24 protein-coding genes and 1 riboswitch are annotated in these 22,497 nt (G+C 65.1%); of the genes, 11 read left to right on the forward strand and 13 right to left on the reverse strand.

Going from position 1 to position 22,497, the window contains the following annotated elements:
- Nucleotides 1-35: 35 nt before the first annotated feature.
- Nucleotides 36-236: a GDCCVxC domain-containing (seleno)protein gene (locus CT676_RS45225; protein WP_080586512.1), complete on the reverse strand. Its 201-nt coding sequence runs from the start codon at nucleotides 234-236 to the stop codon at nucleotides 36-38.
- Between the two features lie 98 nt (nucleotides 237-334).
- Between CT676_RS45225 and CT676_RS15110 the strand changes: the two genes are divergently transcribed.
- Genes CT676_RS15110 through arsC form a run of 4 tightly spaced genes read left to right on the forward strand, consistent with a single transcriptional unit; the run spans nucleotide 335 to nucleotide 2,334 of the window.
- A complete protein-coding gene (locus CT676_RS15110) occupies nucleotides 335-697 on the forward strand; it encodes a metalloregulator ArsR/SmtB family transcription factor (RefSeq protein WP_063984569.1) in 363 nt (120 codons plus the stop codon).
- Nucleotides 690-1,217: an arsenate reductase ArsC gene (locus CT676_RS15115; RefSeq protein WP_085402721.1), complete on the forward strand. Its 528-nt coding sequence runs from the start codon at nucleotides 690-692 to the stop codon at nucleotides 1,215-1,217. The genes CT676_RS15110 and CT676_RS15115 overlap by 8 nt, the downstream gene beginning before the upstream one ends.
- Nucleotides 1,217-1,918, forward strand: a complete 702-nt coding sequence (locus tag CT676_RS15120; protein ID WP_085402720.1) for an MIP/aquaporin family protein — start codon at nucleotides 1,217-1,219, stop codon at nucleotides 1,916-1,918. The genes CT676_RS15115 and CT676_RS15120 overlap by 1 nt, the downstream gene beginning before the upstream one ends.
- Nucleotides 1,915-2,334 (forward strand): arsenate reductase (glutaredoxin), encoded by a 420-nt coding sequence (gene arsC / locus CT676_RS15125; protein ID WP_071915639.1) that lies wholly within the window; start codon nucleotides 1,915-1,917, stop codon nucleotides 2,332-2,334. Before CT676_RS15120 ends, arsC begins: the two co-directional genes overlap by 4 nt.
- An 80-nt stretch (nucleotides 2,335-2,414) precedes the next feature.
- Here arsC and CT676_RS15130 read toward each other — a convergent pair whose 3' ends face one another.
- From CT676_RS15130 to CT676_RS15145, 4 genes are all read right to left on the reverse strand, one after another.
- Nucleotides 2,415-5,585: an efflux RND transporter permease subunit gene (locus tag CT676_RS15130; protein ID WP_085402719.1), complete on the reverse strand. Its 3,171-nt coding sequence runs from the start codon at nucleotides 5,583-5,585 to the stop codon at nucleotides 2,415-2,417.
- On the reverse strand, nucleotides 5,582-7,015 hold the full coding sequence (locus tag CT676_RS15135) for an efflux RND transporter periplasmic adaptor subunit (RefSeq protein WP_085402718.1): 1,434 nt from the start codon (nucleotides 7,013-7,015) through the stop codon (nucleotides 5,582-5,584). The genes CT676_RS15130 and CT676_RS15135 overlap by 4 nt, the downstream gene beginning before the upstream one ends.
- Before the next feature lie 84 nt (nucleotides 7,016-7,099).
- Nucleotides 7,100-7,492, reverse strand: a complete 393-nt coding sequence (locus CT676_RS15140) for a FixH family protein (RefSeq protein WP_085402717.1) — start codon at nucleotides 7,490-7,492, stop codon at nucleotides 7,100-7,102.
- 102 nt (nucleotides 7,493-7,594) lie between these two features.
- A complete protein-coding gene (locus CT676_RS15145; protein ID WP_085402716.1) occupies nucleotides 7,595-7,960 on the reverse strand; it encodes a hypothetical protein in 366 nt (121 codons plus the stop codon).
- A gap of 231 nt (nucleotides 7,961-8,191) precedes the next feature.
- A riboswitch (cobalamin riboswitch) is annotated at nucleotides 8,192-8,400 on the forward strand.
- Between the two features lie 199 nt (nucleotides 8,401-8,599).
- Between CT676_RS15145 and CT676_RS15150 the strand changes: the two genes are divergently transcribed.
- From CT676_RS15150 to CT676_RS15160, 3 genes are all read left to right on the forward strand, one after another.
- Nucleotides 8,600-10,948 carry a TonB-dependent receptor gene (locus CT676_RS15150; protein WP_244623169.1) on the forward strand — a complete coding sequence of 783 codons (2,349 nt, stop codon included), beginning with the start codon at nucleotides 8,600-8,602 and terminating at the stop codon, nucleotides 10,946-10,948.
- Between the two features lie 138 nt (nucleotides 10,949-11,086).
- A complete protein-coding gene (locus tag CT676_RS15155; protein ID WP_085402715.1) occupies nucleotides 11,087-11,494 on the forward strand; it encodes a GFA family protein in 408 nt (135 codons plus the stop codon).
- Between the two features lie 160 nt (nucleotides 11,495-11,654).
- Nucleotides 11,655-12,734 (forward strand): Cj0069 family protein, encoded by a 1,080-nt coding sequence (locus CT676_RS15160; RefSeq protein ID WP_085402714.1) that lies wholly within the window; start codon nucleotides 11,655-11,657, stop codon nucleotides 12,732-12,734.
- Nucleotides 12,735-12,756: 22 nt separating this feature from the next.
- Here the strand turns inward: CT676_RS15160 and CT676_RS15165 are convergent, their stop codons facing one another.
- A complete protein-coding gene (locus CT676_RS15165) occupies nucleotides 12,757-13,584 on the reverse strand; it encodes an MBL fold metallo-hydrolase (RefSeq protein WP_135214853.1) in 828 nt (275 codons plus the stop codon).
- A 95-nt stretch (nucleotides 13,585-13,679) separates the two neighbouring features.
- Between CT676_RS15165 and CT676_RS15170 the strand changes: the two genes are divergently transcribed.
- Nucleotides 13,680-14,543 carry a LysR family transcriptional regulator gene (locus CT676_RS15170; RefSeq protein WP_085402712.1) on the forward strand — a complete coding sequence of 288 codons (864 nt, stop codon included), beginning with the start codon at nucleotides 13,680-13,682 and terminating at the stop codon, nucleotides 14,541-14,543.
- Here CT676_RS15170 and CT676_RS15175 read toward each other — a convergent pair.
- The gene (locus tag CT676_RS15175) at nucleotides 14,540-15,301 is read right to left on the reverse strand and encodes a hypothetical protein (protein WP_085402711.1); all 762 of its coding nucleotides are present in this window, start codon (nucleotides 15,299-15,301) and stop codon (nucleotides 14,540-14,542) included. The genes CT676_RS15170 and CT676_RS15175 overlap by 4 nt on opposite strands.
- Nucleotides 15,302-15,316: 15 nt before the next feature.
- Nucleotides 15,317-15,505, reverse strand: coding sequence for a hypothetical protein (locus CT676_RS15180; RefSeq protein WP_014496746.1), 189 nt, complete (start codon nucleotides 15,503-15,505; stop codon nucleotides 15,317-15,319).
- Nucleotides 15,506-15,760: 255 nt separating this feature from the next.
- Here CT676_RS15180 and CT676_RS15185 point away from each other — a divergent pair, with 255 nt between their 5' ends.
- Nucleotides 15,761-16,735: a DUF2336 domain-containing protein gene (locus CT676_RS15185; protein ID WP_085402710.1), complete on the forward strand. Its 975-nt coding sequence runs from the start codon at nucleotides 15,761-15,763 to the stop codon at nucleotides 16,733-16,735.
- Here the strand turns inward: CT676_RS15185 and CT676_RS15190 are convergent.
- From CT676_RS15190 to CT676_RS15200, 3 genes are read right to left on the reverse strand one after another with little or no spacing between them, the layout of a single operon-like run.
- The gene (locus tag CT676_RS15190) at nucleotides 16,732-17,076 is read right to left on the reverse strand and encodes a DUF1491 family protein (protein WP_063986550.1); all 345 of its coding nucleotides are present in this window, start codon (nucleotides 17,074-17,076) and stop codon (nucleotides 16,732-16,734) included. The two genes, CT676_RS15185 and CT676_RS15190, sit on opposite strands and share 4 nt — an antisense overlap.
- A gap of 57 nt (nucleotides 17,077-17,133) precedes the next feature.
- Nucleotides 17,134-17,850 carry a peptidoglycan-binding domain-containing protein gene (locus tag CT676_RS15195; protein ID WP_135214854.1) on the reverse strand — a complete coding sequence of 239 codons (717 nt, stop codon included), beginning with the start codon at nucleotides 17,848-17,850 and terminating at the stop codon, nucleotides 17,134-17,136.
- The gene (locus CT676_RS15200; protein ID WP_085402708.1) at nucleotides 17,843-19,714 is read right to left on the reverse strand and encodes an ATP-binding protein; all 1,872 of its coding nucleotides are present in this window, start codon (nucleotides 19,712-19,714) and stop codon (nucleotides 17,843-17,845) included. Before CT676_RS15200 ends, CT676_RS15195 begins: the two co-directional genes overlap by 8 nt.
- A gap of 409 nt (nucleotides 19,715-20,123) precedes the next feature.
- Between CT676_RS15200 and CT676_RS15205 the strand changes: the two genes are divergently transcribed.
- Nucleotides 20,124-20,549, forward strand: coding sequence for a DUF5330 domain-containing protein (locus CT676_RS15205; RefSeq protein ID WP_063984586.1), 426 nt, complete (start codon nucleotides 20,124-20,126; stop codon nucleotides 20,547-20,549).
- Nucleotides 20,550-20,617: 68 nt separating this feature from the next.
- Nucleotides 20,618-21,046 (forward strand): SufE family protein, encoded by a 429-nt coding sequence (locus CT676_RS15210; RefSeq protein ID WP_028149946.1) that lies wholly within the window; start codon nucleotides 20,618-20,620, stop codon nucleotides 21,044-21,046.
- Nucleotides 21,047-21,051: 5 nt separating this feature from the next.
- On the opposite strand, the gene CT676_RS15215 is transcribed toward CT676_RS15210, so the two are convergent.
- Together CT676_RS15215 and CT676_RS15220 are read right to left on the reverse strand one after the other, a co-directional pair.
- Nucleotides 21,052-21,468 carry a MucR family transcriptional regulator gene (locus tag CT676_RS15215; RefSeq protein WP_063984587.1) on the reverse strand — a complete coding sequence of 139 codons (417 nt, stop codon included), beginning with the start codon at nucleotides 21,466-21,468 and terminating at the stop codon, nucleotides 21,052-21,054.
- 158 nt (nucleotides 21,469-21,626) lie between these two features.
- The gene (locus CT676_RS15220) at nucleotides 21,627-22,484 is read right to left on the reverse strand and encodes a hypothetical protein (RefSeq protein ID WP_085402707.1); all 858 of its coding nucleotides are present in this window, start codon (nucleotides 22,482-22,484) and stop codon (nucleotides 21,627-21,629) included.
- Between the last annotated feature and the right edge of the window lie 13 nt (nucleotides 22,485-22,497).

Below are 22,497 nucleotides of genomic sequence, written 5' to 3' on the forward strand. Positions count from 1 at the left end.
AAATATGGGAGAGACCGCCCCCCGGCGGGGCGGCTTCAGCAGCACTTTCCGTTCTGCTGGATCGGCGGACAAGGGACCGATCCGTACGAACAGAAGACGCAGCAATCGCCGCTCGTCGGCTTGAGCCGGGTCCCGCATCCCTTGCAATCGTAGAAGAACTGACAGGCGTCGGTCGGCATGGTTTCGGCTGACGCGTGATGACAGACCGGACACGTAATGACCGATTGGGTTTGCATTGCCGGCTTTCCTCGATCGCAAGACAGGATGCATTCTAAACGCGCCCAGTTCGGAAATTCAATTGACGCTTTATCATCATTTCTATAAATCTGGATATATGGAAACTGAAGAAGCAGTCCTCGCGCTCGCTGCCCTGTCACAATCGACCCGTCTGGAGGCCTTCCGGACGCTGGTCCGACACGAGCCCGATGGCCTTGCGGCCGGCGACCTCGCACGTCTGCTGGAAGTCCCCCCGAATACGCTTTCGGCTCATCTCTCGATCCTGACGCGTGCCCGCCTCGTCACCTCCGAGCGACACAGCCGTTCGATCGTCTATCGCGCCAACCTTGCGGAGTTCAGGGACGTCGCGGTTTTCCTGCTTCGGGATTGCTGCGGCGGCCGGCCCGAGGTTTGCGAACCGGTCGTCGAGAGCCTTCAAGCCTGCTGCTCGCCAAAGCGAAAGGAGCGAAGCCGTGCCTGACCAGATGTACAATGTTTTGTTCCTGTGCACCGGCAATTCGGCGCGCTCGGTCCTCGCCGAGTCGATCCTTCGCAAGGACGGAGCCGCCCGCTTTCAGTCCTTCTCCGCCGGCAGCACCCCGAAAGGGACGGTCCACCCGCTCGCGCTGCGCACGCTGGAAAGCATGGACTACCCCGCCGACGGAATGCGCTCGAAGAGCTGGCTGGAGTTCGCCGCTTCCGATGCGCCGGTGATGGATTTCGTCTTCACCGTTTGTGACGATGCGGCCGGTGAATCCTGCCCCATCTGGCCGGGACAGCCGATGACCGCACATTGGGGTATCGAGGACCCCGCCGCAGCCGAAGGTACCGATCTGGAGAAACAGGCAGCGTTCGTCACCGCATTCCGCTACCTCAAGAATCGGATCGACACCTTTGTGAGCCTGCCGCTCAGGAGCATCGACAAGCTCTCCCTCGGCACCAAGCTGCGCGAGATCGGACGCTCCCAGGGCGCAACACATTCAACGCCGAAGGCCGGCTGATGGACAATTTCGATCTTCCACGGCGCCTCGCAGCCGAAGCGCTCGGCACCGGCATTCTCGTCGCCACCGTCGTCGGCTCCGGCATCATGGCCGAGACGCTGACCAAGGACGTGGCGCTGGCGCTTCTGTGCAATACCCTGCCGACCGGAGCCATTCTGGTTGTCCTGATCACCGTGCTCGGTCCGATCTCCGGCGCGCATTTCAATCCCGCGGTGACCCTCGTCTTCGCCGGCAAGCGCGAGCTTCCGGTCAACGAAGCCGTGCTCTACGCGGTCGCGCAGATCGCCGGCGGCATCGCGGGAACGATGGCCGCGCATCTGATGTTCGGACTTCCCCTGCTCGATCTCTCGACGAAGGTTCGAACGGGCGGGCCGCAATGGTTCGCCGAAGCGGTCGCCGCCTTCGGTCTGGTCGCGACGATCCTGGCCGGCATCCGATTTCAGCGGACCGCGGTTCCCTGGCTGGTGGGCCTCTACATCACGGCAGCCTATTGGTTCACGGCCTCCACGTCGTTTGCAAATCCGGCGGTGGCCATCGCGCGGTCGCTGACGAACACGTTCTCGGGCATTCGTCCGACCGACCTGCCCGGATTCATCCTTGCGGAGCTCTGCGGAGCATTCGCCGGCATGCTGTTGATGAACTGGCTGCTCGGACAGTCGAAGTCGCGCGGCCCTGTCCCAATTGCGGAGACGACCCGATGAACGTTACGATCTACCACAACCCCGATTGCGGCACCTCGCGCAACACGCTGGCGATGATCCGGCAGAGCGGCGCGGAGCCCACTGTCATCGAATATCTCAAGACCCCGCCATCGCGCGAGACGCTCAAGCAGCTGATTGCAGCGATGGGCATTCCGGTTCGCGCATTGCTGCGCGAGAAGGGCACGCCGTACAAGGAACTCGGCCTCGCCGACCCCAAATGGACCGACGACCAGTTGATCGACCAGATGCTCGCGCATCCCATTCTCATCAACCGCCCGATCGTCGTGACCTCGAAGGGCACGCGCTTGTGCCGCCCTTCCGAAGCCGTCGTCGATCTCCTCGACAATCCGGTCGGCCGGTTCACGAAGGAAGATGGCGAGGTGGTCGAAGCGCGCCAGGCAACTCACCGCCCCTAACGCTCCTCAGTCGAAATCCGCCGCGGTTTTTTTCACGCCGGAGCGGCGGTCGCCATGAAAGACGATCTCCGCTGGCCCGCCTATTCGGCGGCTTGCGACGCGCGCACGGTCCATTCGTCGGCAGGAGCCGATCGCTCGCCCGATGGAAGCCCCCGTCCCTTCACCAAGCCGAAAATTGCGGGGATCACGACCAGCGTCAGCAGTGTCGATGACGTCATGCCGCCGATCATCGGCACCGCAATGCGCTGCATGATCTCCGATCCGGCCCCGGTGCTCCACATGATCGGCAGCAGACCGGCCATGATGGCAACCACCGTCATCATCTTGGGCCGCACGCGCTCGACCGCGCCCACCATGATGGCGTCGTGGAGATCCCGGCGCGTCAGTGGCCTCCCTTCGGCGCTGCACCTGGCTTTCACCTCGGCCAGCGCATGGTCAAGGTAGATCAGCATGACGACACCCGTCTCGGCGGCGACGCCTGCGAGCGCGATGAAGCCGACCGCGACGGCGACGGACAGGTTGAAGCCGAGCCACCACATCATCCAGATGCCGCCGACCAGCGCGAACGGCAGTGACAGCATCACGATCAGGGTCTCGGTCATCGCCCGGAAGTTCAGGTACAGCAGCAGGAAGATGATCGTGAGCGTCACGGGCACGACGATCTTCAGACGGGCGGCGGCGCGCTGCAGATATTCGTACTGGCCGCTCCACACGACGTAGGTGCCGGCGGGAAACCGGATGCTCTCCGTCACGGCGCGTTGCGCGTCAGCGACGTAGCTTCCGATGTCGCGATCCCGGATGTCGACGTAAATGTAGGTCGCAAGCTGGCCGTTCTCCGTCCGGATCGACGTCGGCCCGCGCGCGGGCTCGACCTTCGCCACCTCGCCGAGCGGCACGGCGCCGCCCGACGGCATCGGCACCAGGATGTCGCTGGCGATGGCCTTGGGGTTGTCGCGAAGGTCGCGCGGATAGCGCATGTTCACGGTGAACCGCTGCCGTCCCTCCACGGTCGTCGTGACCGTCTGACCGCCGAGCGCGGCCGCGATGGTGTCCTGGACGTCCTGGATCAGGATGCCGTAACGGGCGAGCGCCTCACGGTCGGGAACGATCTCGAGATAATAGCCGCCGATGCCGCGCTCGGCGTAGGCCGACGAGGTGCCGGGTACGGTCTTGATGACGCGTTCGATCTGCTTCGCGAGTTGGTCGATCTCGGCGAGGTCATTGCCCATGACCTTGACGCCGACCGGCGTGCGGATTCCGGTCGAGAGCATGTCGATACGTGCCTTGATCGGCATGGTCCAGGCATTGGAGACACCCGGAAACTGCAACGCCTTGTCCATCTCGGCGATGAGACTGTCGACGGTTACGCCGGAACGCCACTGCTCCTTCGGCTTCAGGTTGACGATCGTCTCAAACATCTCGGTCGGAGCGGGATCGGTCGCAGTAGCGGCTCGTCCCGCCTTGCCGTAGACCGAAGCGACCTCCGGAAACGACTTGATGATGCGGTCCTGCATCTGCATCAGCTCGGCCGCCTTGGTGACCGAAATGCCGGGCAGCGTCGTTGGCATGTAGAGCAGCGTTCCCTCGTTCAGCGCCGGCATGAACTCGGTGCCAAGCTGGCGCGCCGGCCAGATCGTCACCGCAAGCACGACGAGCGAAGCCAGGATGACCAGCGTCTTGGCGCGCAGAACCCCCTTGATCACGGGACGGTAGATCCAGATCAGGACGCGATTGATGACGTTCCTGCTCTCGGGGACGATCCTGCCGCGGACGAAGATCACCATCAGCGCCGGCACCAGGGTGACGGACAGCAACGCCGCGGCGGCCATCGAGAAGGTCTTCGTGAACGCCAGCGGGCTGAACAATCGGCCCTCCTGCGATTCCAGCGTGAAGATCGGCATGAACGACACGGTGATGATCAACAGGCTGAAGAAGAGCGCGGGGCCGACTTCGGATGCCGCGTCGATCAGAACCTGCACGCGCGACTGATCGGGCCTCGCCCGTTCCAGGTGCTTGTGTGCGTTCTCGATCATGACGATGGCGGCGTCCACCATGGCGCCGATCGCAATCGCGATACCGCCGAGGCTCATGATGTTCGACCCCAGCCCGAGCAGCTTCATGGCGCCAAACGCCATCAACACGCCGACCGGCAACATCAGGATCGCGACGAGTGCGCTGCGGACATGCAGAAGGAACACGATGCAGACGAGCCCGACGACGATGCTCTCCTCGAACAGGGTATGCTTGAGGGTATCGATGGCCGCGTAGATCAGGTTCGACCGGTCGTAGACCGGCACGATCTCGACCGATTTCGGCAGGCTGCTCGCGATCTCCCTGAAGCGCTTCTTGACGTTTTCGATGACGTCGAGGGCATTGACGCCGAACCGCTGCAGCACGATGCCGCTCGCAACCTCGCCCTCGCCATTCAATTCGGCGATGCCGCGCCGCTCGTCGGGCCCGAGCTCGACGCTGGCGACGTCCCGCAACAACACCGGCGTGCCGTTGCTCGTCTTCAGCACGATGTTGCCGAGATCGTTGATGCTCTTGATGTAGCCCTTGCCGCGGATGACGTATTCGAACTCGGAGAGCTCGACGGTGCGGCCGCCGACGTCGGCGTTGCTGGCGCGGATCGCCTCACGTATTTTCTGCATGCTGATGCCGCGGTCGCGCATCCGCTGCGGGTCGAGGACCACGTTGTACTGCTTGACGAAGCCGCCGACGCTGGCGACCTCGGCGACGCCTTCGGCCTTGGCCAGCGCGAATTTCAGATTCCAGTCCTGGATCGTGCGCGTGTCCGCCAGGTTCAATTCCTTCGATACCACGGCGTATTGGTAGACCCAGCCGACGCCGGTCGCGTCGGGTCCGATGGTCGGGGTGACGCCGGCGGGAAGCCTGGACGCCGCGCCGTTCAGGAATTCCATGACGCGCGACCTCGCCCAATAGATGTCGGTGCCGTCCTCGAAGATCACGTAGACGAAGGAAACGCCGAAGAACGAGAAGCCGCGTACGACCTTCGATTTCGGCACCGTGAGCATCGCCGTCGTCAGCGGATAGGTGACCTGATCCTCGATCACCTGCGGCGCCTGGCCGGGATACTCGGTGTAGACGATGACCTGCGTATCCGAGAGATCCGGGATCGCATCCAGCGGAAGGTGAACCAGGGCATAGAGGCCGGCGGCGGCCGCGAAGCCGGTCCCGAACAGCACGAGCAGCAGATTGCGCGCCGACCAGGCGATGATGCGGGCGATCATTTGTGATCTCCCGTTGCATTGCCAGGGCCGGCGTCGGTGGCCTGGGATGCCGCCTCGCCAAACCCCTTCAGCGCCGCCTTCAGGTTGCTTTCCGCATCGATCAGGAAGTTGGCGGAGGTCACCACCGCCTCGCCGTCCGCGAGACCATGGCGCACCTCGACATAGCCGCCGCCGCGACGGCCGAGCTTGACTTCCCGCGGTTCGAAACGCCCTTCCCCCTTGTCGACGAGGACGGCCTGCCGGCTGCCGGTGTCGAGCACCGCGCTGTCCTGTATCGCCAGGACGGGCGCGGCATCGGCCGTGTCGATATCGGCATCGACGTACATGTCGGGCAGCAGCACCGCGTCCGGATTGGCAAGCTCGATCCTGATGCGAACGGTTCGCGTGTCGCGGTTCACCTGCGGATAGACGACGGCGATTGTCCCGGTGAAGGTTCGGCCGGGGAAACTGCGCGCGCGCACCGCGACTGACTGCCCCACCGCGATGTTGCCGAGATCGCGCTCGGCCACGTCGACCAGCGCCCAGACCACCGAGGTGTCCGCGATCCGGAACAGGACGTCGCCGGGATTGGCCCGCATGCCTTCGATCGCGTTGCGTTCGAGCACGACCCCGTCGCGCGACGCAGACCAGCGTATGGCCACGGGCGCGGTGTGCGTCTTGTCCATCTCCGCGATGACGGACTCGGGAACGTCGAGATTGACCAGCCGCTGCCGCGAGCCGCGGCCGTACATCTCGACACCGCCGACCGTCCTGGAGGTGATCGTCGCGAGATATTCCGCCGCCGCGGACGCCACCGCCGAACTGTAGATTTCCATCAGCGGCTGGCCGGCCTTCACGCGCGTGCCGGTCGTCACGTCGGCGACCTTCTGCACGAAGCTCTCGGCGCGCATCGCGATCACCGACACGCGGCGTTCATCGAGCTGGATCGTGCCGGGCGCCTTCACCGAGACCCGGATCGGGCGCCGCGCGACGGGCTCGGACTTCACGCCCGCGCGCTGGATCTTGCCGGGCGACAGCTTCACCGTGCCGTCGTCGGTGTCGTCGCCTTCGTAAACGGCGACATAGTCCATCCCCATCGGATCCTTCTTTGGGACGGGCGACGTGTCGGGCAGCCCCATCGGATTGCGGTAGTAGAGGATTTTTCGCGGCGAAGCCGCTTGCGCCTTCGGTAGCGCCGGCGCGACGGCCGCTCCATCGTCGTCGTAGACCGGCACATAGTCCCGCCCGCGGTCGTCCTTCTTCTGACCCGCAGACCAGAGCGGCGCACCGCTTGGATCGCGGTAGTAAAGCGGCGTTCGCTCCGCGCCAGCCGCAGCCGATGATATGTCGGCCTCAGCGAGCCAGCCCGCACCGTTCGAATGCCAGTAGTAGCCGGCCAGGACCAGGCCACCGCCCAGCGCAAGAGCCGTCAGGAGACGCAGCGTTTTCATATGGTGTATCCGCGCGCCCGGGAGCGCGCGTCCGTGTGAAGGAAAAAGGGGAATGTCGGGCGCCGCCGGGCAGCGCCCGAACGCTCACTTGACCGCCGTGACGATCACCTTGCCGGTGACGGTCTCCGGTTCGCCCTGCACCTTCACGGACAGCGTCATCTGGTAGCGTCCAGCCATCGGCAGGTCCGTCTTGAAGGCGTACACACCCGGCTCCCTGGACGGCAGCGGCGCGACCGCCGATTCCATCTCGGCCATCCCGTCCGGGGCCATGTCGAGGCGGCTTTTGAAGATGACTGCGTCCGGTATCGGCTTGCCGGTCTGCTTGTTCGTCAGGCGAACGGCGAGCGTGACGTCTTCGCCCTTCTTCATCTGCGGAGTGACGGGCTCGAAGGCGTAGTCGCCCGCGCCCGCCATCGCGGCGGAAGCGGCAAGCGAAAGGGTGGCGGCGAGAGCCGCGGTGCTGATTTTGGAAAGCATTGTCCTGTCCTCATGAATTGATCTTTCGCCGTGGCGCGTGAAGCGCGCACGTCAGTCGTCGTCGCGAGCAGGCACGCCGCTCGCGTCTCGGGCTTTGCGAGATCAGATTCGAGGAGGTCGGAAAGGAGGACTGCCGCCGCGGAAGGAAACGACCTGATCCGGGGGAATAGCCATCGTGCTGGCCATGACGGCGAGACGTTCGAACGCCACGGGCCTGACATCACCGAGCGCGATGATCCCACCGACGCAGCAGAAGCCCATCCCGCACTTGTAGCCGCCGCTATGGGAGCCCGTTCCCTTCATGTCGGGACAACAATCGTCCATCGACATGTCGGCGTCGCCGCTCATGTGCATGGCCGTCTGCATGCCATCCGACGACATTGCGAGGTTCGCCGCGGACGCGCCAACCGGCAGCATCGCCAAGGATATGGCGATGGCGACTGCCAGGATGGTACGGACGAACTGCATCAATATCGACTTACCTTGTCGGGCCGGAACTCGGCCTCAGTAGCATACTCGGACACCAAAGGCAGTTATTGATCGTGGTCAAGCGTTCGTTACCCAGGCTCGTCCGGAGGCCGGGTTGGACGTTTCGACGCGGTCCTTCGGACTATCGTGCAAAACAGCAACACAAGGCCACCATCGACCGACCGGCCCGTCCAGCAGCCCGCGCGGATGTTGACGCGCTCATCCCCTGATGCCAGTTTCGTGATCGGTAGTGTCCGCAAGGACTCTTCAAGGGAATGCGGTGCGTCCACCTCAGTGGGCAATTCCGCGGCTGCCCCCGCAACTGTAGGCGGATAGCCGACGACCAAACGAACCACTGGAGCCCCGCTTGGGCCTCTGGGAAGGTGGTCGAAGGCGATGACCCGCGAGCCAGGAAACCTGCTACCAGCCATGGTCACGCGCGAACGCATTGGGCGGGGTGCCCTGATGTCGGACAAGTAGCCGGTGCATCCGCCGCCTGGGGCGAAGGTGGATGACTAAGGCAACCGCGGTGACGGTTTGTTTGCGTCGCCGCAGAGCGTTGTCGTGCAAAATCTTCATTTCCGTGCTGGCGCAAGGCCAGCGTTATCGCGTGCTTTCCTGATTACTCTGCTCTCGTCGGTGTCCTTGTCGTCCGCGGCGCTCGCGCAAAGCGCGGCGCAGGACAACCGCTCCCGGGAGGTCGGCCCGGTGATCGTGTCGCCGCCTGCGCCGCGACAGGCTCCTGCCGTCAGCCCCGGCACTCAGAAGCAGCGCGCGGCCCGGCGCGCCGCGGGACGCAATCGTGGCGCCCCTGCTGTCGCCGTTCCGGCCGCGCAAGCTCCGAGCGGGCCGGTACAGACGCCGCTCAATACGGCAGCCGTCACCGACGTCGGCTCCCGGCTCGGCATCACGGCGCGCGAGATGCCGGCGACCGTCGAGGTCATCGGTCAACAGACGATGCAGAACCTGGGCATCCGGACCACGACCGACGTCGCCAAGGCTGCAGTCGGCGTCACCGGCGGCGATGCGCCCGGCGCGCCCGCCATCTTCTCGATGCGTGGCTTTTCCGGCGACCAGATCTCCACGCTCTACAACGGAATCCCGATCGGGCCGTCGACCATGACCGGCCGTCCCATGGACGTGGCTGGTCTCCAGCAGGTCGAGATCATCAAGGGACCGGACTCGCTGGTGGCGGGCCTCGGTGCGACCGGCGGCGCCATCAACTACGTGAACAAGGCGCCGCACACCGGACCAATCGTCAACGACGCCTTCACTTCCTACGATTCCTTCAACGGCTATCGCGCCGGTTACGGATCGGGCGGCAGCACGCTGATCAACGGCCTCGACTACCGCTTCGACATCAGCCATTTCAACAACAAGGGCTTTATCGACGACACCTATTCGAAGCTCAGCAACGTCTCGGGCCAGCTGAACTATCGCGTCAACGAGAACCTGAGGATCTGGGGCGCGACCGAATACAGGCAGGACAACGACCGCTTCTACTGGGGGACGCCGCTGGTGCCGGCGAACGCGCCGGGCATCGTGCCGACGTATGGCGTCGTCTCCGGCCTCTGGAGCAACTATTACCTCGGCGGCGGCACGCCGGTCCCGGTCACCATCGACGCGCGCACGCTGACCACGAACTACAACGTGCTCGACAATCACAGCGGCGCCAACGAGCTCTGGCTGCGCAGCGGCTTTCAATGGGACATCACCAACAACATCTCGCTGAAGAGCCTGGTCTATGGCTATGACGCCCACCGGCACTGGTTCAACAACGAGATCTCGTCGTTTGACCAGACCGTAGGCAATTTCGCAGGCGCGCAGAGCATCTACCGCGAGCGCCTGGCGCTCGATCACGCGCAGCGGCTCTACGGCAACATCACCGACCTCACCGTCAATTCCAATCTCGGCGGAATGGACAATCGCTTCGTCGCCACCGTGGCGGCGAGCAGCAACCAGTTCAACGTCTCGCAGGACACGCTGTTCTTCAATGACTACGTCGACCTCCTCAATCCGGACCGCGGCCTCTACGGCCCGCGCAGCGACGAGAAGATCTACACCCATCTCGACACCGCCTCGCTGTCGTTCGAGGACCGGCTCAAGCTGACCTCGACCTTTGCGCTGATCGGCGGCATCCGTTTTGAGAATATCGAGCTGTCGCGGACCCGCTTCGACGAGAATGGCCTCCTGAAAGCCAACTATCCTTTCTCGAAGACGTTCAATCCGGTCACCGGACGCATCGGCTACACCTGGGACATCGCGCCCGGCGTGATGCTTTACAGCCAGTACGCGACGGCAGCCGACCCGACGGTGGCGAACATCTTCATCCTCAGGCCCACGACGCCGCTGCTGCTCACGACGTCGCGGACCTACGAGACCGGCGTGAAGCTGCTGTCGGCCGACAGGCGCGCGGAGGCCACGTTCTCGGCCTTCGACATCGAGCGCAAGAACGTCTACGTCCCCGAAAGCGGCATCCTCTTCAACGTCGCCGGCAAGATGGCCTCCAAGGGCGTCGAGATCGCCGCCGCGGTCAATCCGGTCGCGGGCCTGAAACTATGGGGCAACGTCGCCTTCGTGCAGTCGCGCTTCATCGACTTCACCTATGTCGACGGCAATGGCGACTTCCAGTCCTATTCGGGCAAGACGCCGCCCAACGTTCCCAACTTCATCGCCAACGCCGGCGCCTCCTATCGCTTCGACACGAAGCTGCCGGTCGAGATCGGCGGCCTCGTCCGTCACGTCGGCGACCGCTTCAACTTCCAGGACAATCTGGTCACGATGGACGCCTACACGATCTTCGACGCATACGCGTTCGTCGATATTCCAAAAGCCTATTTCCCGGGCGTCGACCAGACCCGGATCAGCTTTCGCGTGAGGAACCTGACCAACAAGCTCTACGCGGCCTGGGGCGATCCGGGTTACACCGACCAGATCATCCTGGGCGCGCCGCGCAGCTACGAGATCGCGGCTTCGTTCAAGTGGTAGTCGCGGATCACCTCGCCCGCGCCGTGGCAGGAGTTGTCACGCGACAGTAGGACGCAATCGCAAATCGATTGCGCCGTTGAAGCCGCAGGTCTCGAGAGCTATCGATCAACGAGACCTGTCTTCCATCGGGAGGAACGCATGAGCACCATCACCGGCGGTTGTCACTGCGGCGCGATCCGCTATCAGGTCGAGGGCGAAGCGATCGTGCACGCGCTGTGTCACTGCCGCGATTGCAGGCTTCACGCGGGCGCTCCCGTCGTCGGCTGGACGATGTACGCGGACGATGCCGTCAAGGTGACCAAGGGCGAGCCCAAGGTGTATCACTCCTCGGAAAATGCCCGGCGGCACTTTTGCGGCGACTGCGGAACCGGCCTGTTTTATGTCAATGCCGACATGTTGCCCGGGGTCATCGACGTCCAGAGCGCGACCTACGACGATCCCGATGCCGTACCGGCGACGATGCACATCCAGGTCGCAGAGCGCCTTCGATGGATGGAGCGCGCGCACGAACTGCCGACATTCGACCGCTATCCTCCGCCACCGTAGCGGCGCGCGCGAAGCGTTCGCCGTCTAGATGGAACCGCACAAGCACCATCTTGCAACGACCGGACGATTTCACGTACATTCATCGGCGTGGGGACGAAGCAGACTCCCCGTGAGACCTCGGTCCAAGCTCTGCGCAGCACGCCATTCGTGGAGCTTGCGCATGGATACCGAACGCCACCCTCCTCTCCGCCATACCGTTGCCATCCTCTCCCGCGGCGATGCAGCCGCGCGCCGGGACGCGACGGCGCAAAACAGCCGCTTCGTTCGCGTTTTCGAAGCACTCGCCGCGGTCGGCATCGAAGCCCGGCCGGTGATCTACGACGAGATTTTCGCCGACGCCGCGCGCGATCAACTGCTCGCCGTCGATGGCGTGCTCGTCTGGGTCGATCCGATCCATCAAGGCAAGACGCGCGAGGCCCTCGACCCGCTGCTTCGCGACGTTGCGGCGCAAGGGCCGTGGGTAAGCGCCCATCCCGACGTGATCCTGAAGATGGGCGTCAAGGACGTGCTCTACCGAACGCGTCACCTCGGCTGGGGAGCCGACACGCACCGCTATGACACCGCCGCAAGCTTCCGCGCCGAATTTCCTTCGCGCCTTCAGGCGAATGGTCCGCGCGTGCTCAAGCAAAATCGCGGCAATGGTGGCCAGGGGGTGTGGAAGGTGGAGGCCCTGCCCAACGTGGACGCCATGGTTCGCGTGCTGCATGCCCAACGCGGCAGTCTACCCGAGGACATTCCGCTCGATGCCTTGCTCGCCCGCTGCGAACCGTATTTCGGATGGGGCGGCTGCATCATCGACCAGGCGTTCCAACCCCGCCTACCCGACGGCATGATCCGCTGCTACATGAGCGGCGCCAAGGTCGCGGGCTTCGGGCATCAATTGATCAAGGCCCTGATCCCGCCGCCGCCGGAAGGCCCCGACGCACCCGAGGCTCAGCCGGGCCCACGGATCATGCACGGACCCGCTGCTTCGCAATTCCAGGCGCTCCGAAGAGCGATGGAGGACGAATGGACGCCGCAGCTGATGGGCACGCTCGGCATCGACGAGCCGTCGCTGCCGGTGATCTGGGACGCCGACTTCCTGTACGGGCCCCGCGACGCCGCCGGCACCGACACCTACGTCCTGTGCGAAATCAACGCGAGCTCATGCTTCGCGATTCCCGACGACGCGCCGGCGGCAATCGCCCGAACGGTGAAGCACCGCCTGCTCCGGACTCAAGCAGTGCGTTCGGGCGTATAACCGGCGGCCTGGCTTCGACACCCTAATGCGCAGCGCAGCGGCAGCTTTCATAGGCGACGGGATCGTGGCTATTGACGATGCTCACGCGGTCGCCGTGGTTGAGCTTCAGCGCGCGCAGCCGCGCCTGGTTGGCGATCCGCATCTTGCGATCCATGTCGCCGCGGCGCTGGAAATAACCCAGCATCAACGGCACGCGCGGCGATGGGTCGAGCTGGGCGTGGTGGAAATAGCTGTCGCCGGCATGCAACAGCCATTTGTCACCTGATCGCACCGCGATGCCGCAATGGCCGAGCGTGTGGCCGGCGAGCGGGATCATCAGGATGTCGGCTTCCTTGTCGCCGAGCGCGCGCACGCCCTTGAAGCCGAACCAGTCCTGGCCGGCCTCGCCATAGAAGGTCCAGCCCGGCCCATGGCTCCACTGCCCCGTGACATAGCGCCCTTCGGGCGGCGCGGGCTTGCGTAGCACCGCCATGTCGTATTCGGCGCGGTGGACGTGGATCGCGGCATGGGGAAAGTCCGGCACGCCGCCGGCGTGGTCGCGGTCGAGATGCGTCAGGAGCACGTGGCGCACATCGCCGGGTGAGTAGCCGAGCGCCTTCACCTGCTCGACCGCCGTCTCCGCCGGGTCCAGCCTCGGCGCGGTCTGGCGCAGCCATCGGCCACCCAGCCGATTGGGCGTTGCGATATCGCCGAGACCGATGCCGGTGTCGACCAGAGCGAGTCCGTCCCTCGTCTCGACCAGCAGGCAATGGCAGACCAGGCGGGCGCGCTGGAACAGGCCGCCGGTGCCGTTCACAAGGCGGCGGCCCATGGGGCACATCGTGCCGGTGTTGAGGTGGTGGATCTTCATGGCGCTTCCCTGCCTGTTGTGAGCAGGGCGCTGCTTGCCACCGGGCAATCCATAAGTAAAATATTGAATATTGATACTATCTCTAGGCATAACCTATGGACATCCGCGAGCTTCGCTACTTCGCCGCCGTGTATCGCGAGCGCAAACTGACCGCGGCGGCACGCGCTTGCTTCGTGTCGCAGCCGTCGATCTCGACCGCGATCACCCATCTGGAGGCCGAACTCGGCACCACGCTGTTCATCCGGCACAAGAAGGGCGTCGCGCCGACCGCCTCGGCCGAGCAGTTTCATGCGCTGGCCCGCCGCATCATCGACGAGGCGGACGCCGCACGCAGCCTCTTCAGGAAGCCGAATACGAAGACCACCGTCACGCTGGGACTGATGCGCACGCTCGACATACCCCGAACGATCGCGCTGCTGAAGCCGCTGACGGCGCGCACCGACATCGCGCTCCGCCTCGTCGGCAGCGACGAAGGCGCCGATGCGCGGATCATCTCAAAGAGCATGCTCCGCGCCGACGAGCATTTCGTCGCGCTGTGGAGCGAGCGCTATGTCGCCGCACTTCCGCCCTCGCATCCGCTGACGCTGAAGGAGAAGCTGCGGGCTGCCGATCTCGCCGGCGTCCCCCTGATCGACCGCTGCCATTGCGAGCAAAGCGAATTCTTCGGCCGGAGTTCACAACGAAGGCAGACCGCGGCGATCGCGCAATCGGAGGATTGGGCGATGGCGCTGGTCGCGGCCGGCGTCGGCATTGCGATCGTCCCGGAAGGCGTGGCGCGCGGCAATCCCGATGTCGCGGTGCGCGAGATCGAGGTCAGGGTCAAACGCGAGGTCGGGCTTGCCTACCGCGCCTCAGAGCCGCTGGCGGATGCGCTGAAGGATTTTGTCGGGAAACTTCAGAAGCAGCGGCGCAAGCCGGATCCGACCGGCCCACGGCGCAACAAACGCAGGAAGTCCTAGCCCTTCGAGATGACTGCGCGGCCATAGGGCGGCTGGGCCGCAACCGGCGGATTGGCGGTCTGGGCTGCGAGTTCGCCGATCAGGCGGTCGGCATCGGCGGCCATGCCGTCGGGCGCCTGGATCACCAGACGCTCCAGCGCCCAGCGATAGGACGAGACGCGCTGCTCGAGGCACAGCTGCACCCACTGGATGATCAGCGAGTTCTCCCGCATGCGCGCGACCGCATCCTCCCTCTCCCTTGGCGAGAGCTCGGAGACGCGCGCCATGGTCGCATCGCGCTTCCTGTCGAGATCGATGACGCGGATCGCGGAGCCGAAGAACGGCTCGAAACGGGTGATGTCGTTGCGCACGTCCTCGATCAGCTGCGCATAGCGCGAGGAATGCGAGCGATGCGGCTCGTCGATCAGCGTGCGCCCATACATAGTGCGGTCGAACACGACCTTCTGCTGCCAGGGCGACGGCAGCGCCTTGTAGTCGCCGAATACGCTCTTCCAGGCGGGCCGCGACAGCGGCGGCTCGATCATGGGATAGGCAAGATCGCGAAGCTGGCGCTCCGCGTCGGTGAGCTGGAATTGTGACGACTTCAGGCCAACGCTGCCGGTGGCCTCGGCCCCGAGCCAGCGATGCATGTCGTCGCTGCGCATGTCAGCGCGGGTGCGGCCGAAATCGCCGCCGCTGCACGCGCCGAGCGTCGCACCGACGAGTGCGAGCAGGACGGCCGTTACGACAGGCCGAATCTGGCGGATGGCATCCGGCATTGCAAAAGCCGGACGCTAGCGGCGACGACGACGGCGCCCCGGTGCTGTGCCCTGCTCCGGCCCGCGATCGCCGCTGGTTTCTTCCGTCTGGCGCTCGATGCGGATCACGGGGAGGATCAGAATCGTTCCCGTTTCCGTACGCGGCGTGGCATCCCCCGACGAGCCTGCCCGGCGACCGGCCGGAAATTCGATAATGGTCCCCATATCAGCTCTCTATCAATTGCCGCGCGACCGAGCGCGCTGGTGCAACGTGCGTTCATTAAGATCAGTTCATGGTTAACGGGGTGTAAACGCGCCTGCCGGACCGTAACTTCACGGGCGGCCTCCCGCGTCCCGTTGCGGGACGACAACACCTGAAATGATGGGGTCGACTTCACGCCTCGTTTTCCTTAACGAGCCTTTAAAGGAACCTGCGTTAGGCTCGCGGACGAGTATCTCTTCCAGGTCGCGTATCTCTCCATGACCAAGTCGCTGTTTCCCGGATTCGACGGGCTGATGAGCCTCTCCCGTCGCGAAGGCGTTGATGTTCGCCCGACGCTGCTGCGCGTGCTGACGGACCTCTATGTCCAGGCGCCCACCCACAGCGACGACGAGCAGCGCCAGTTCATCGAGCTTGCGACGCGGCTGATCGACCAGGTCGACGATGCGACGCGCGCGGCCGTCAAGGCGAAGCTTGCGATCTATCCGCAGACGCCCGTCCCGGTCCTGCAGAAACTCGGGCTGGTCGCGACCCAGGAAGGCCGCAGGGTTCCGCTCGCGCGCGAAATTCGCAGCTCGCAGCAGGCGGCTTCGCCTGCTCGCACGCCGACCGACGCCGAGTTGCGCATGGCCGCCAACATGGCGATGCAGCCGAAGGAAGCGGCCGAGATCCACGAGATGTTCTTCCGCGCCGATGCGACCCAGCGCGCGCTGGTCCTGCACAATCTGGGGCAGACCCCGCTGAGGGCCGCGCCGCGGATTCCGACCGTGCGTGCCAAGCGCGCGATCCAGATCCTGGAGATGGCGGCAATCGCCAACGATGTCGAGAATTTCACCTACGAGCTCGGCGACAGCCTGATCCTGCCCTCGCGCGTCGCAGCGCAGATCGTCGACGATGCCGGCGGCGAAGCGCTCGCGGTCGCCGCGCGCGCGCTCGACATGCCGAGCCCGAACTTCCAGCGCATCCTCCTGTTCTTCAAGCCGGAGATCGGCACGTCGGTCGATGCGGTGTACCGGTTGTCACGGCTCTACGACCGGCTCAGCGACCGCTCCGCGCTGGTGATGCTGGCGGCCTGGCGCGGCTCGACGCTCGCAGTCACGCGCGCAAAATACCAGTCGTCGCTGCATGAGAGCGAACGCCAGCGCGCGCGTGCGGGCGCCAATCAGACCCGGCCGGGCGTGCAGCCGGGCTCCGCGCCCGCGGTGCGGACGGGCACCGACGGATCGGACCGCTAGGTCTTCGCCAATTCGAGGAAGTGACGACCTTTGCGGTCCTCGGTCTCGACGATCCAGGCGTCCGGATCGAAGCGGATTTCCTTGGTGAGGCGCTCCTCGACCGCTGGCTCAGGCATCGGCTGCGCGGCAAGTGGCACGAAGAAGCGATCGACCGGCCGGCCGTCGTCATAGACGGTCTGCGGCGCCGGTACGTACAGCATCGCGTTGCCGTCGAGCAGCGACACCTTCACGAATACCGCGCCCGCCTCCTCGGCACCGCGACGACGCACCGCCCCGAACACGCCTTCGGTCTGGCACCGGCGCAGGTAGGCGGAAACCCAAATGTTTGATTTCAAACGCATGAAGAGCACGATAGGCCAGTGCTGCAATCAGCACCAGCCTTCGCACAACAATGACGCTTATTCGACGGGGTGGCCGATCGCGGCTCCGAGCTCGCGCAGCAGGCGGTCGGAGACCTGACCCGTCACCTGCATCTTGTGCTCGCGCTCGAATTTCTGGATCGCGGACTGCGTCTCTGCGCCCATCGTGCCCGTGATCTTCAAATTGCCATAGCCGTATTCGGACAGCGCGCGCTGCACGCCGGCGATACGCCGCGCGGCCGGACTCTGCGCGACGGGAATCGGCGCCGGCGGACGCGCGATGGCGACGGATTGCGGCGGCGCCGACGTCGTTTGCTTGACCAGATTGGCCATCGGATCGCCCGCGCGCGGCGTCGATGCCGTCGCCTCGACCGGCTTCTCGGGGGCCTTCTCGGCGGCGCGCTCGACAGGCTTGGGCTCGGCGCGGAATTCCGTCGCTCTCGGCTCCAGCGGCGAGGTATCCGCGCCGACGGGGCGCGGACGCGGCAAGGGGTTCGACAGCGGCACGGACGACGGCGCGGGAAGATTGATCACGGTGCCGAACATCGGCGCCGGATGCCGGCCGGTCTGAAGGAACAGCGCATTCGCAACGATCGCGCTGACTGCGGCGACGCCGACGAGACCGGCCAGCGTGTCCTTGGGACTGTGCAGCAGGATGCGCATCGCAAGATTGCGCTCGGTCTCGACATCGATGACCGCGGCCTTGGCGCCACGGCGGCGCGGAGCGGCTTCGTCCTTGGCAGACTTCTTAGGCACTTTTCTTCACCAGAGCGGGTTGGTCGTGAGATTGGTCCTGAAGCTCCTGGCGCGGCACCGGTGTCAGCGTCGCGATCTTGCTCTCGGCCGCCATTCTATCGGACGTCTTGGCCTGCGGCGGCGTGTAGACGAGCGGCAATCTGACGGTGACGGAGGTGCCCTCGCCGAGCCTGCTTTGTACAGTCAATTCGCCGAGATGCAACGCCACCAGACTCTTGACGATCGAAAGCCCGAGACCCGTGCCTTCGTGACGGCGCTGATAAGTCTTTCCGGCCTGGAAGAACGGCGCGCCGATGCGCTTGAGATCATCCGCCGCAATGCCGACACCGGTGTCGCTGATGCGCAGCGCGAGCTGCGATCCGGACACCGCGGCCGATACGGTGACCTGACCACCGCGCTCGGTGAACTTGATGGCGTTGGCGACGAGATTGAGCACGATCTGCTTGAAGGCGCGCGGATCGCCGGTCATGACAGGCAGGTCCTGCGGCGCATCGGTGATGAGGTCGATGCCGTTCTCCCGCGCCTTCAGCGCCAGCAGATTGCAGCAATGCATCAGAGATGCGCGCGGCGCGAACGGTTCCGACGCAATCTCGAAATTGCCCGATTCCATCTTCGACATGTCGAGGATGCCGTTGACGACCGACAGCAGATGCTGGCCGGAATCGTTGATGAGCTGGGCATATTCCTTGCGCTGGGCCGCACCCAGCATCAGGGTCTGCTCCTGCGCGATCATCTCGGAGAAACCGATGATGGCGTTGAGCGGCGTGCGCAGCTCGTGGCTCATGGTGGCGAGGAAGCGCGTCTTGGCGGCATCGGCCGTTTCCGCGGCGCTGCGTGCCTGATCGAGCGCCTGCTCCGCGAGCTTGCGATCGGTAACGTCGCGCATCACGCCGACGACTTCCGCCTCGCGCGTGGCGTCACCGTCAATATCCTGGCGGCCGATATCCTGGTCGAGCGGCCGGCAGCGCATCTCGACCCAGATGAAATCGACCTGGCCACGCTCCGATCCGGCCGGCTCCCGCCGCAGTCGGAACTCGACGCTGCGCACGTCGCCGCGCGCGGCATCGGAGAGCGCGGTGAGATAGGCCGGACGATCGGCGACATGGACGCGGTCGAACAGGCCGTGGCCGAGCAGCTGCGCGACAGGCATGCCGAGCATGGCTTCCACCGCCGGCGAGATGAACTGCACCGCGCCGTTGCGCCGATGCCGCGAGATCACGTCGCTCATGTTGCGCGCCAGCAGGCGATAGCGCTCTTCCTCGCGCAACAGCAGCGCAACGCTGGTGCGCGCGAGCGATTCCGCGCCGAAGGCGAGGCCCGCGGCATAGAGCGTCGCCGAGGCGACGCCGAACGCCATCAGCACGCCGCGTTGTGCGGAGCTGGCGTCTCCGGCCGGCAGCCAGCCGAGCTGGCCGGCAAGGATCAGGACGCCGGCGCAGGACAGCGCAAGCAGGGAGGCGAAGGCCGCGACGCGGCGCGAGGCCGACAACGCGGCTTCCAGGGGAACCACGACCAGCCAGATCGCGGCGAATGATTCGATGCCGCCGGTGGTGCCGGCAACCGCCATGATCAGGCCGGCGAGCGCCAGCGACGACAGCACATGGGCGCCTTCATAGCGGCCGGTGCGCGACAGGAACCATGACAGGAGAATGGGGGCGATCAGCCACGCGAAGGCGGCGACCTCGATCGCGCTCGGCGCACCGCGCGTGGCGAGATAGACCGGGAATGCGGCAAACGCGGCCAGGCTGCCGAGCAGCCGCGGCGCCATGAAGGCACGATGGCGCGCTCGCGTCAGCGCGTCGTAACGCGCGGAGGGATGCAGCAGTGCATCGAGACAATCGCGGATGATACTCAAAACTGTCACGGGTCTCGCGCTTCGGCCCACTCGTCGAGAAGACGTGCCGGAACGCCTCCTTATCGTTGAGCCACCGTGTCAGAGCGACCTTAAACGAGTGCTAAGGCAATGCGGCCCGCCGCCGGACACTGTGTCATCGCGGAGATTTTTAAGCGATTTGACCACGTCATCATCGGGGATGGTGAACACAGGGTTTCACCAGTCCCCGCATGGTTTCGAATTGGTGGACAAGCGGCGCCGGCGGAATCACGGGGCTCCGGCGTCAATCGAAAATTTACGACGTGGCGGTTCGGGAAGATTCTTGCGCAGATTTTCCGCGAATTAAGCGGAAGGCAATCACTTGCGATTTATCGAGAGTTGCTAGGTCCGGCGCCTCGCGGGCATCGCCGCGGCGGGATCTAACATACAGGTCGATAAGATGCGCTTTCTGCTCCGCATCACATTCTGGCTCGGGCTGGTGCTGGTGCTCCTGCCGCGGGACAAGACGCCCGAATCGGAGAAGCTGCCGCAGATCGGCGCCGCCGATGCGGTGCAGGCTGCGACCGCGGCCGTCTCCGACGTGACCCAGTTCTGCAAGCGCCAGCCGGCGGCCTGCGAGGTCGGCGGCCAGGCCGCGACCATCATCGGCCAGCGCGCCCAGGACGGCGCGAAGAAGATCTACCAGATCATCAACGACAAGAAAGAGCAGCTCGAGAAGACCGACAAGAAGGCGCCCGATCATACCGGCTCGATCGCGCTGGCCGGCGAAGGCGATGCCGCCTCGGGCGAGGCGCCGCGCGACACCCTGAGCCAGGACGACCTCGCGCTGGAATGGCGCGGCCCTGCGGCGGCGCCGGCGAATTAGCGCCCAAACCCTATCGATTTCGCCTCCTCGCATCCTTATATTGGCCTGAACGGAAACATTGGGCCAGCATGACGACGATCGACGAAATCAGGGACAATTTCGAGCTTCTGGACGAGTGGGACGACCGCTACCGGTACGTCATCGAGCTCGGCCGCACCCTGGAACCGATGCCCGAATCCGAGCATTCGGCCGAGAACAAGGTGAATGGCTGCGTCAGCCAGGTCTGGCTCCAGAAGCTGGTCGATCGCGATGGCGGCGCCCCGATCCTGAAATATCGCGGCGACAGTGACGCCCACATCGTGCGCGGGCTGGTCGCGATCGTGCTCTCGCTTTACTCCGGCCGCACGCCGCAGCAGATCCTTGCGACCGACGCGATCGCGGTGTTCAACGAGTTCGGCTTTCGCGATCATCTGACGCCGCAGCGTTCCAACGGCCTGCGCTCGATGGTCGAGCGCATCAAGACCGACGCGAAAGAGGCGCTCGCGGAAGCCACCTGAAGCGGTTACTTCCGCTTCCGCTGCTGCTGTCCCAGTCCCATCTGCTTTGCCAGTTGCGAGCGCGCCACCGCGTAGTTCGGCGCGACCATGGGATAGTCGGCCGGCAGGCCCCATTTCTCGCGATATTGCTCCGGCGTCATGTTGTACTGGGTGCGCAGATGGCGCTTCAGCGACTTGAAGCGCTTGCCGTCTTCCAGACAGACCAGATAGTCCGGCGCGATCGACTTCTTCAGCGACACCGCCGGTTTGGCCGGCTCGAGCGGCGCGGTCTCGGTGCGGCCTGACGAGACGCGCACCAAGGCGCCATGCACCTGGCTGATCAGGTTCGGGATATCGGCCGCCGGCGTCGGATTGTTGCCGACATAGGCGGACACGATGCTCGCCGTTAGCTCGATGAAATTCTTAGCCCCGTTATCCGACATGGGCCCGACCTCTCCCTGACCTTGCGTCTCGCCGGATTGACGACGCCGAAGTATTTCGTGTCAACAATACATTCGGCCGAAATAAGACGACTGACGAATATGAGCTGATTACTGACGAAGTGACAAGAACGATGGCGCTCTACTTGGACGCAGCGGCCTCAGGACCGCTGGTCGAGATGGGCGCGCAGTTCGTCGATCGAGGCGAAGCGCATCATGCCTTCCGGCATCTGCGCTTCGATCGAGCCATCGGAATAGAGCGAATAGGCCATGCCGTCGACGATACCCGATTTGAGCACGGTCACGGGCGCCTGCTCGACCGGCGTCGGTTCGGGCGGAGGCGGCGGGCCGGGCTCGGTAAAGATCGACGGCGAGCGCGGCGGCGGGCGACGCCCGGCGGCCGGCGGTTCCGGTGGCCGCATACGGTCCGGCCTCGGCCAGGCATCGTCGAAGCTCGCCGGCTGACTCTCCGGGCCGGCCGGTTCCGTGGGCTCGTCATGAGGCTGCGGCGGCAAGCTCTCTGTCGCCTTCGCCTCCGCGCGCTCGCGCTCCTTGCGGGAGGACGATGCGAACAACAGGTTGCGGCGGCGCGGCGCTTCCGGAGCCGCAGGCGGTGTCGGAGCTTCCGGCTCCGGCGGCGGTTCGGCGCGCGGACGCTCGCGCGCGGCGGCCTCGCTCTGCCACGGCGGCAGACCCGCGGCCGGTGGTGGCTCGGTTTTCGTCGCCGATGCCGGGAACGGCTCGGACACTGGCACGCCAGGCACCGCGAGGCCTGGCAGCACGGGCCTGACCCGAACCTCGCCCGGCGCGGCCGATCCGGCCAACCGGCGGGCGATGCCCTTCAGTTCCACGACCACGACGTAGAGGCCGGCCAGTAACATTCCGGAGCAGACGCCAATGGTGCCGGAGATTATGAGGGTGCTGCCGAGGCTGGCCTCCCTAACGGTGAAGCCGAACAGGATCGTAAGGAGGCCCGCCAGGACGGCGAAAATCCCCACAATCAACAATGCCAAGCTCATCGAACTCACCCCT

It is taken from the genome of Bradyrhizobium sp. MOS001, from assembly GCF_004634465.1.
Classification (GTDB): Bacteria; Pseudomonadota; Alphaproteobacteria; order Rhizobiales; family Xanthobacteraceae; genus Bradyrhizobium; species Bradyrhizobium barranii.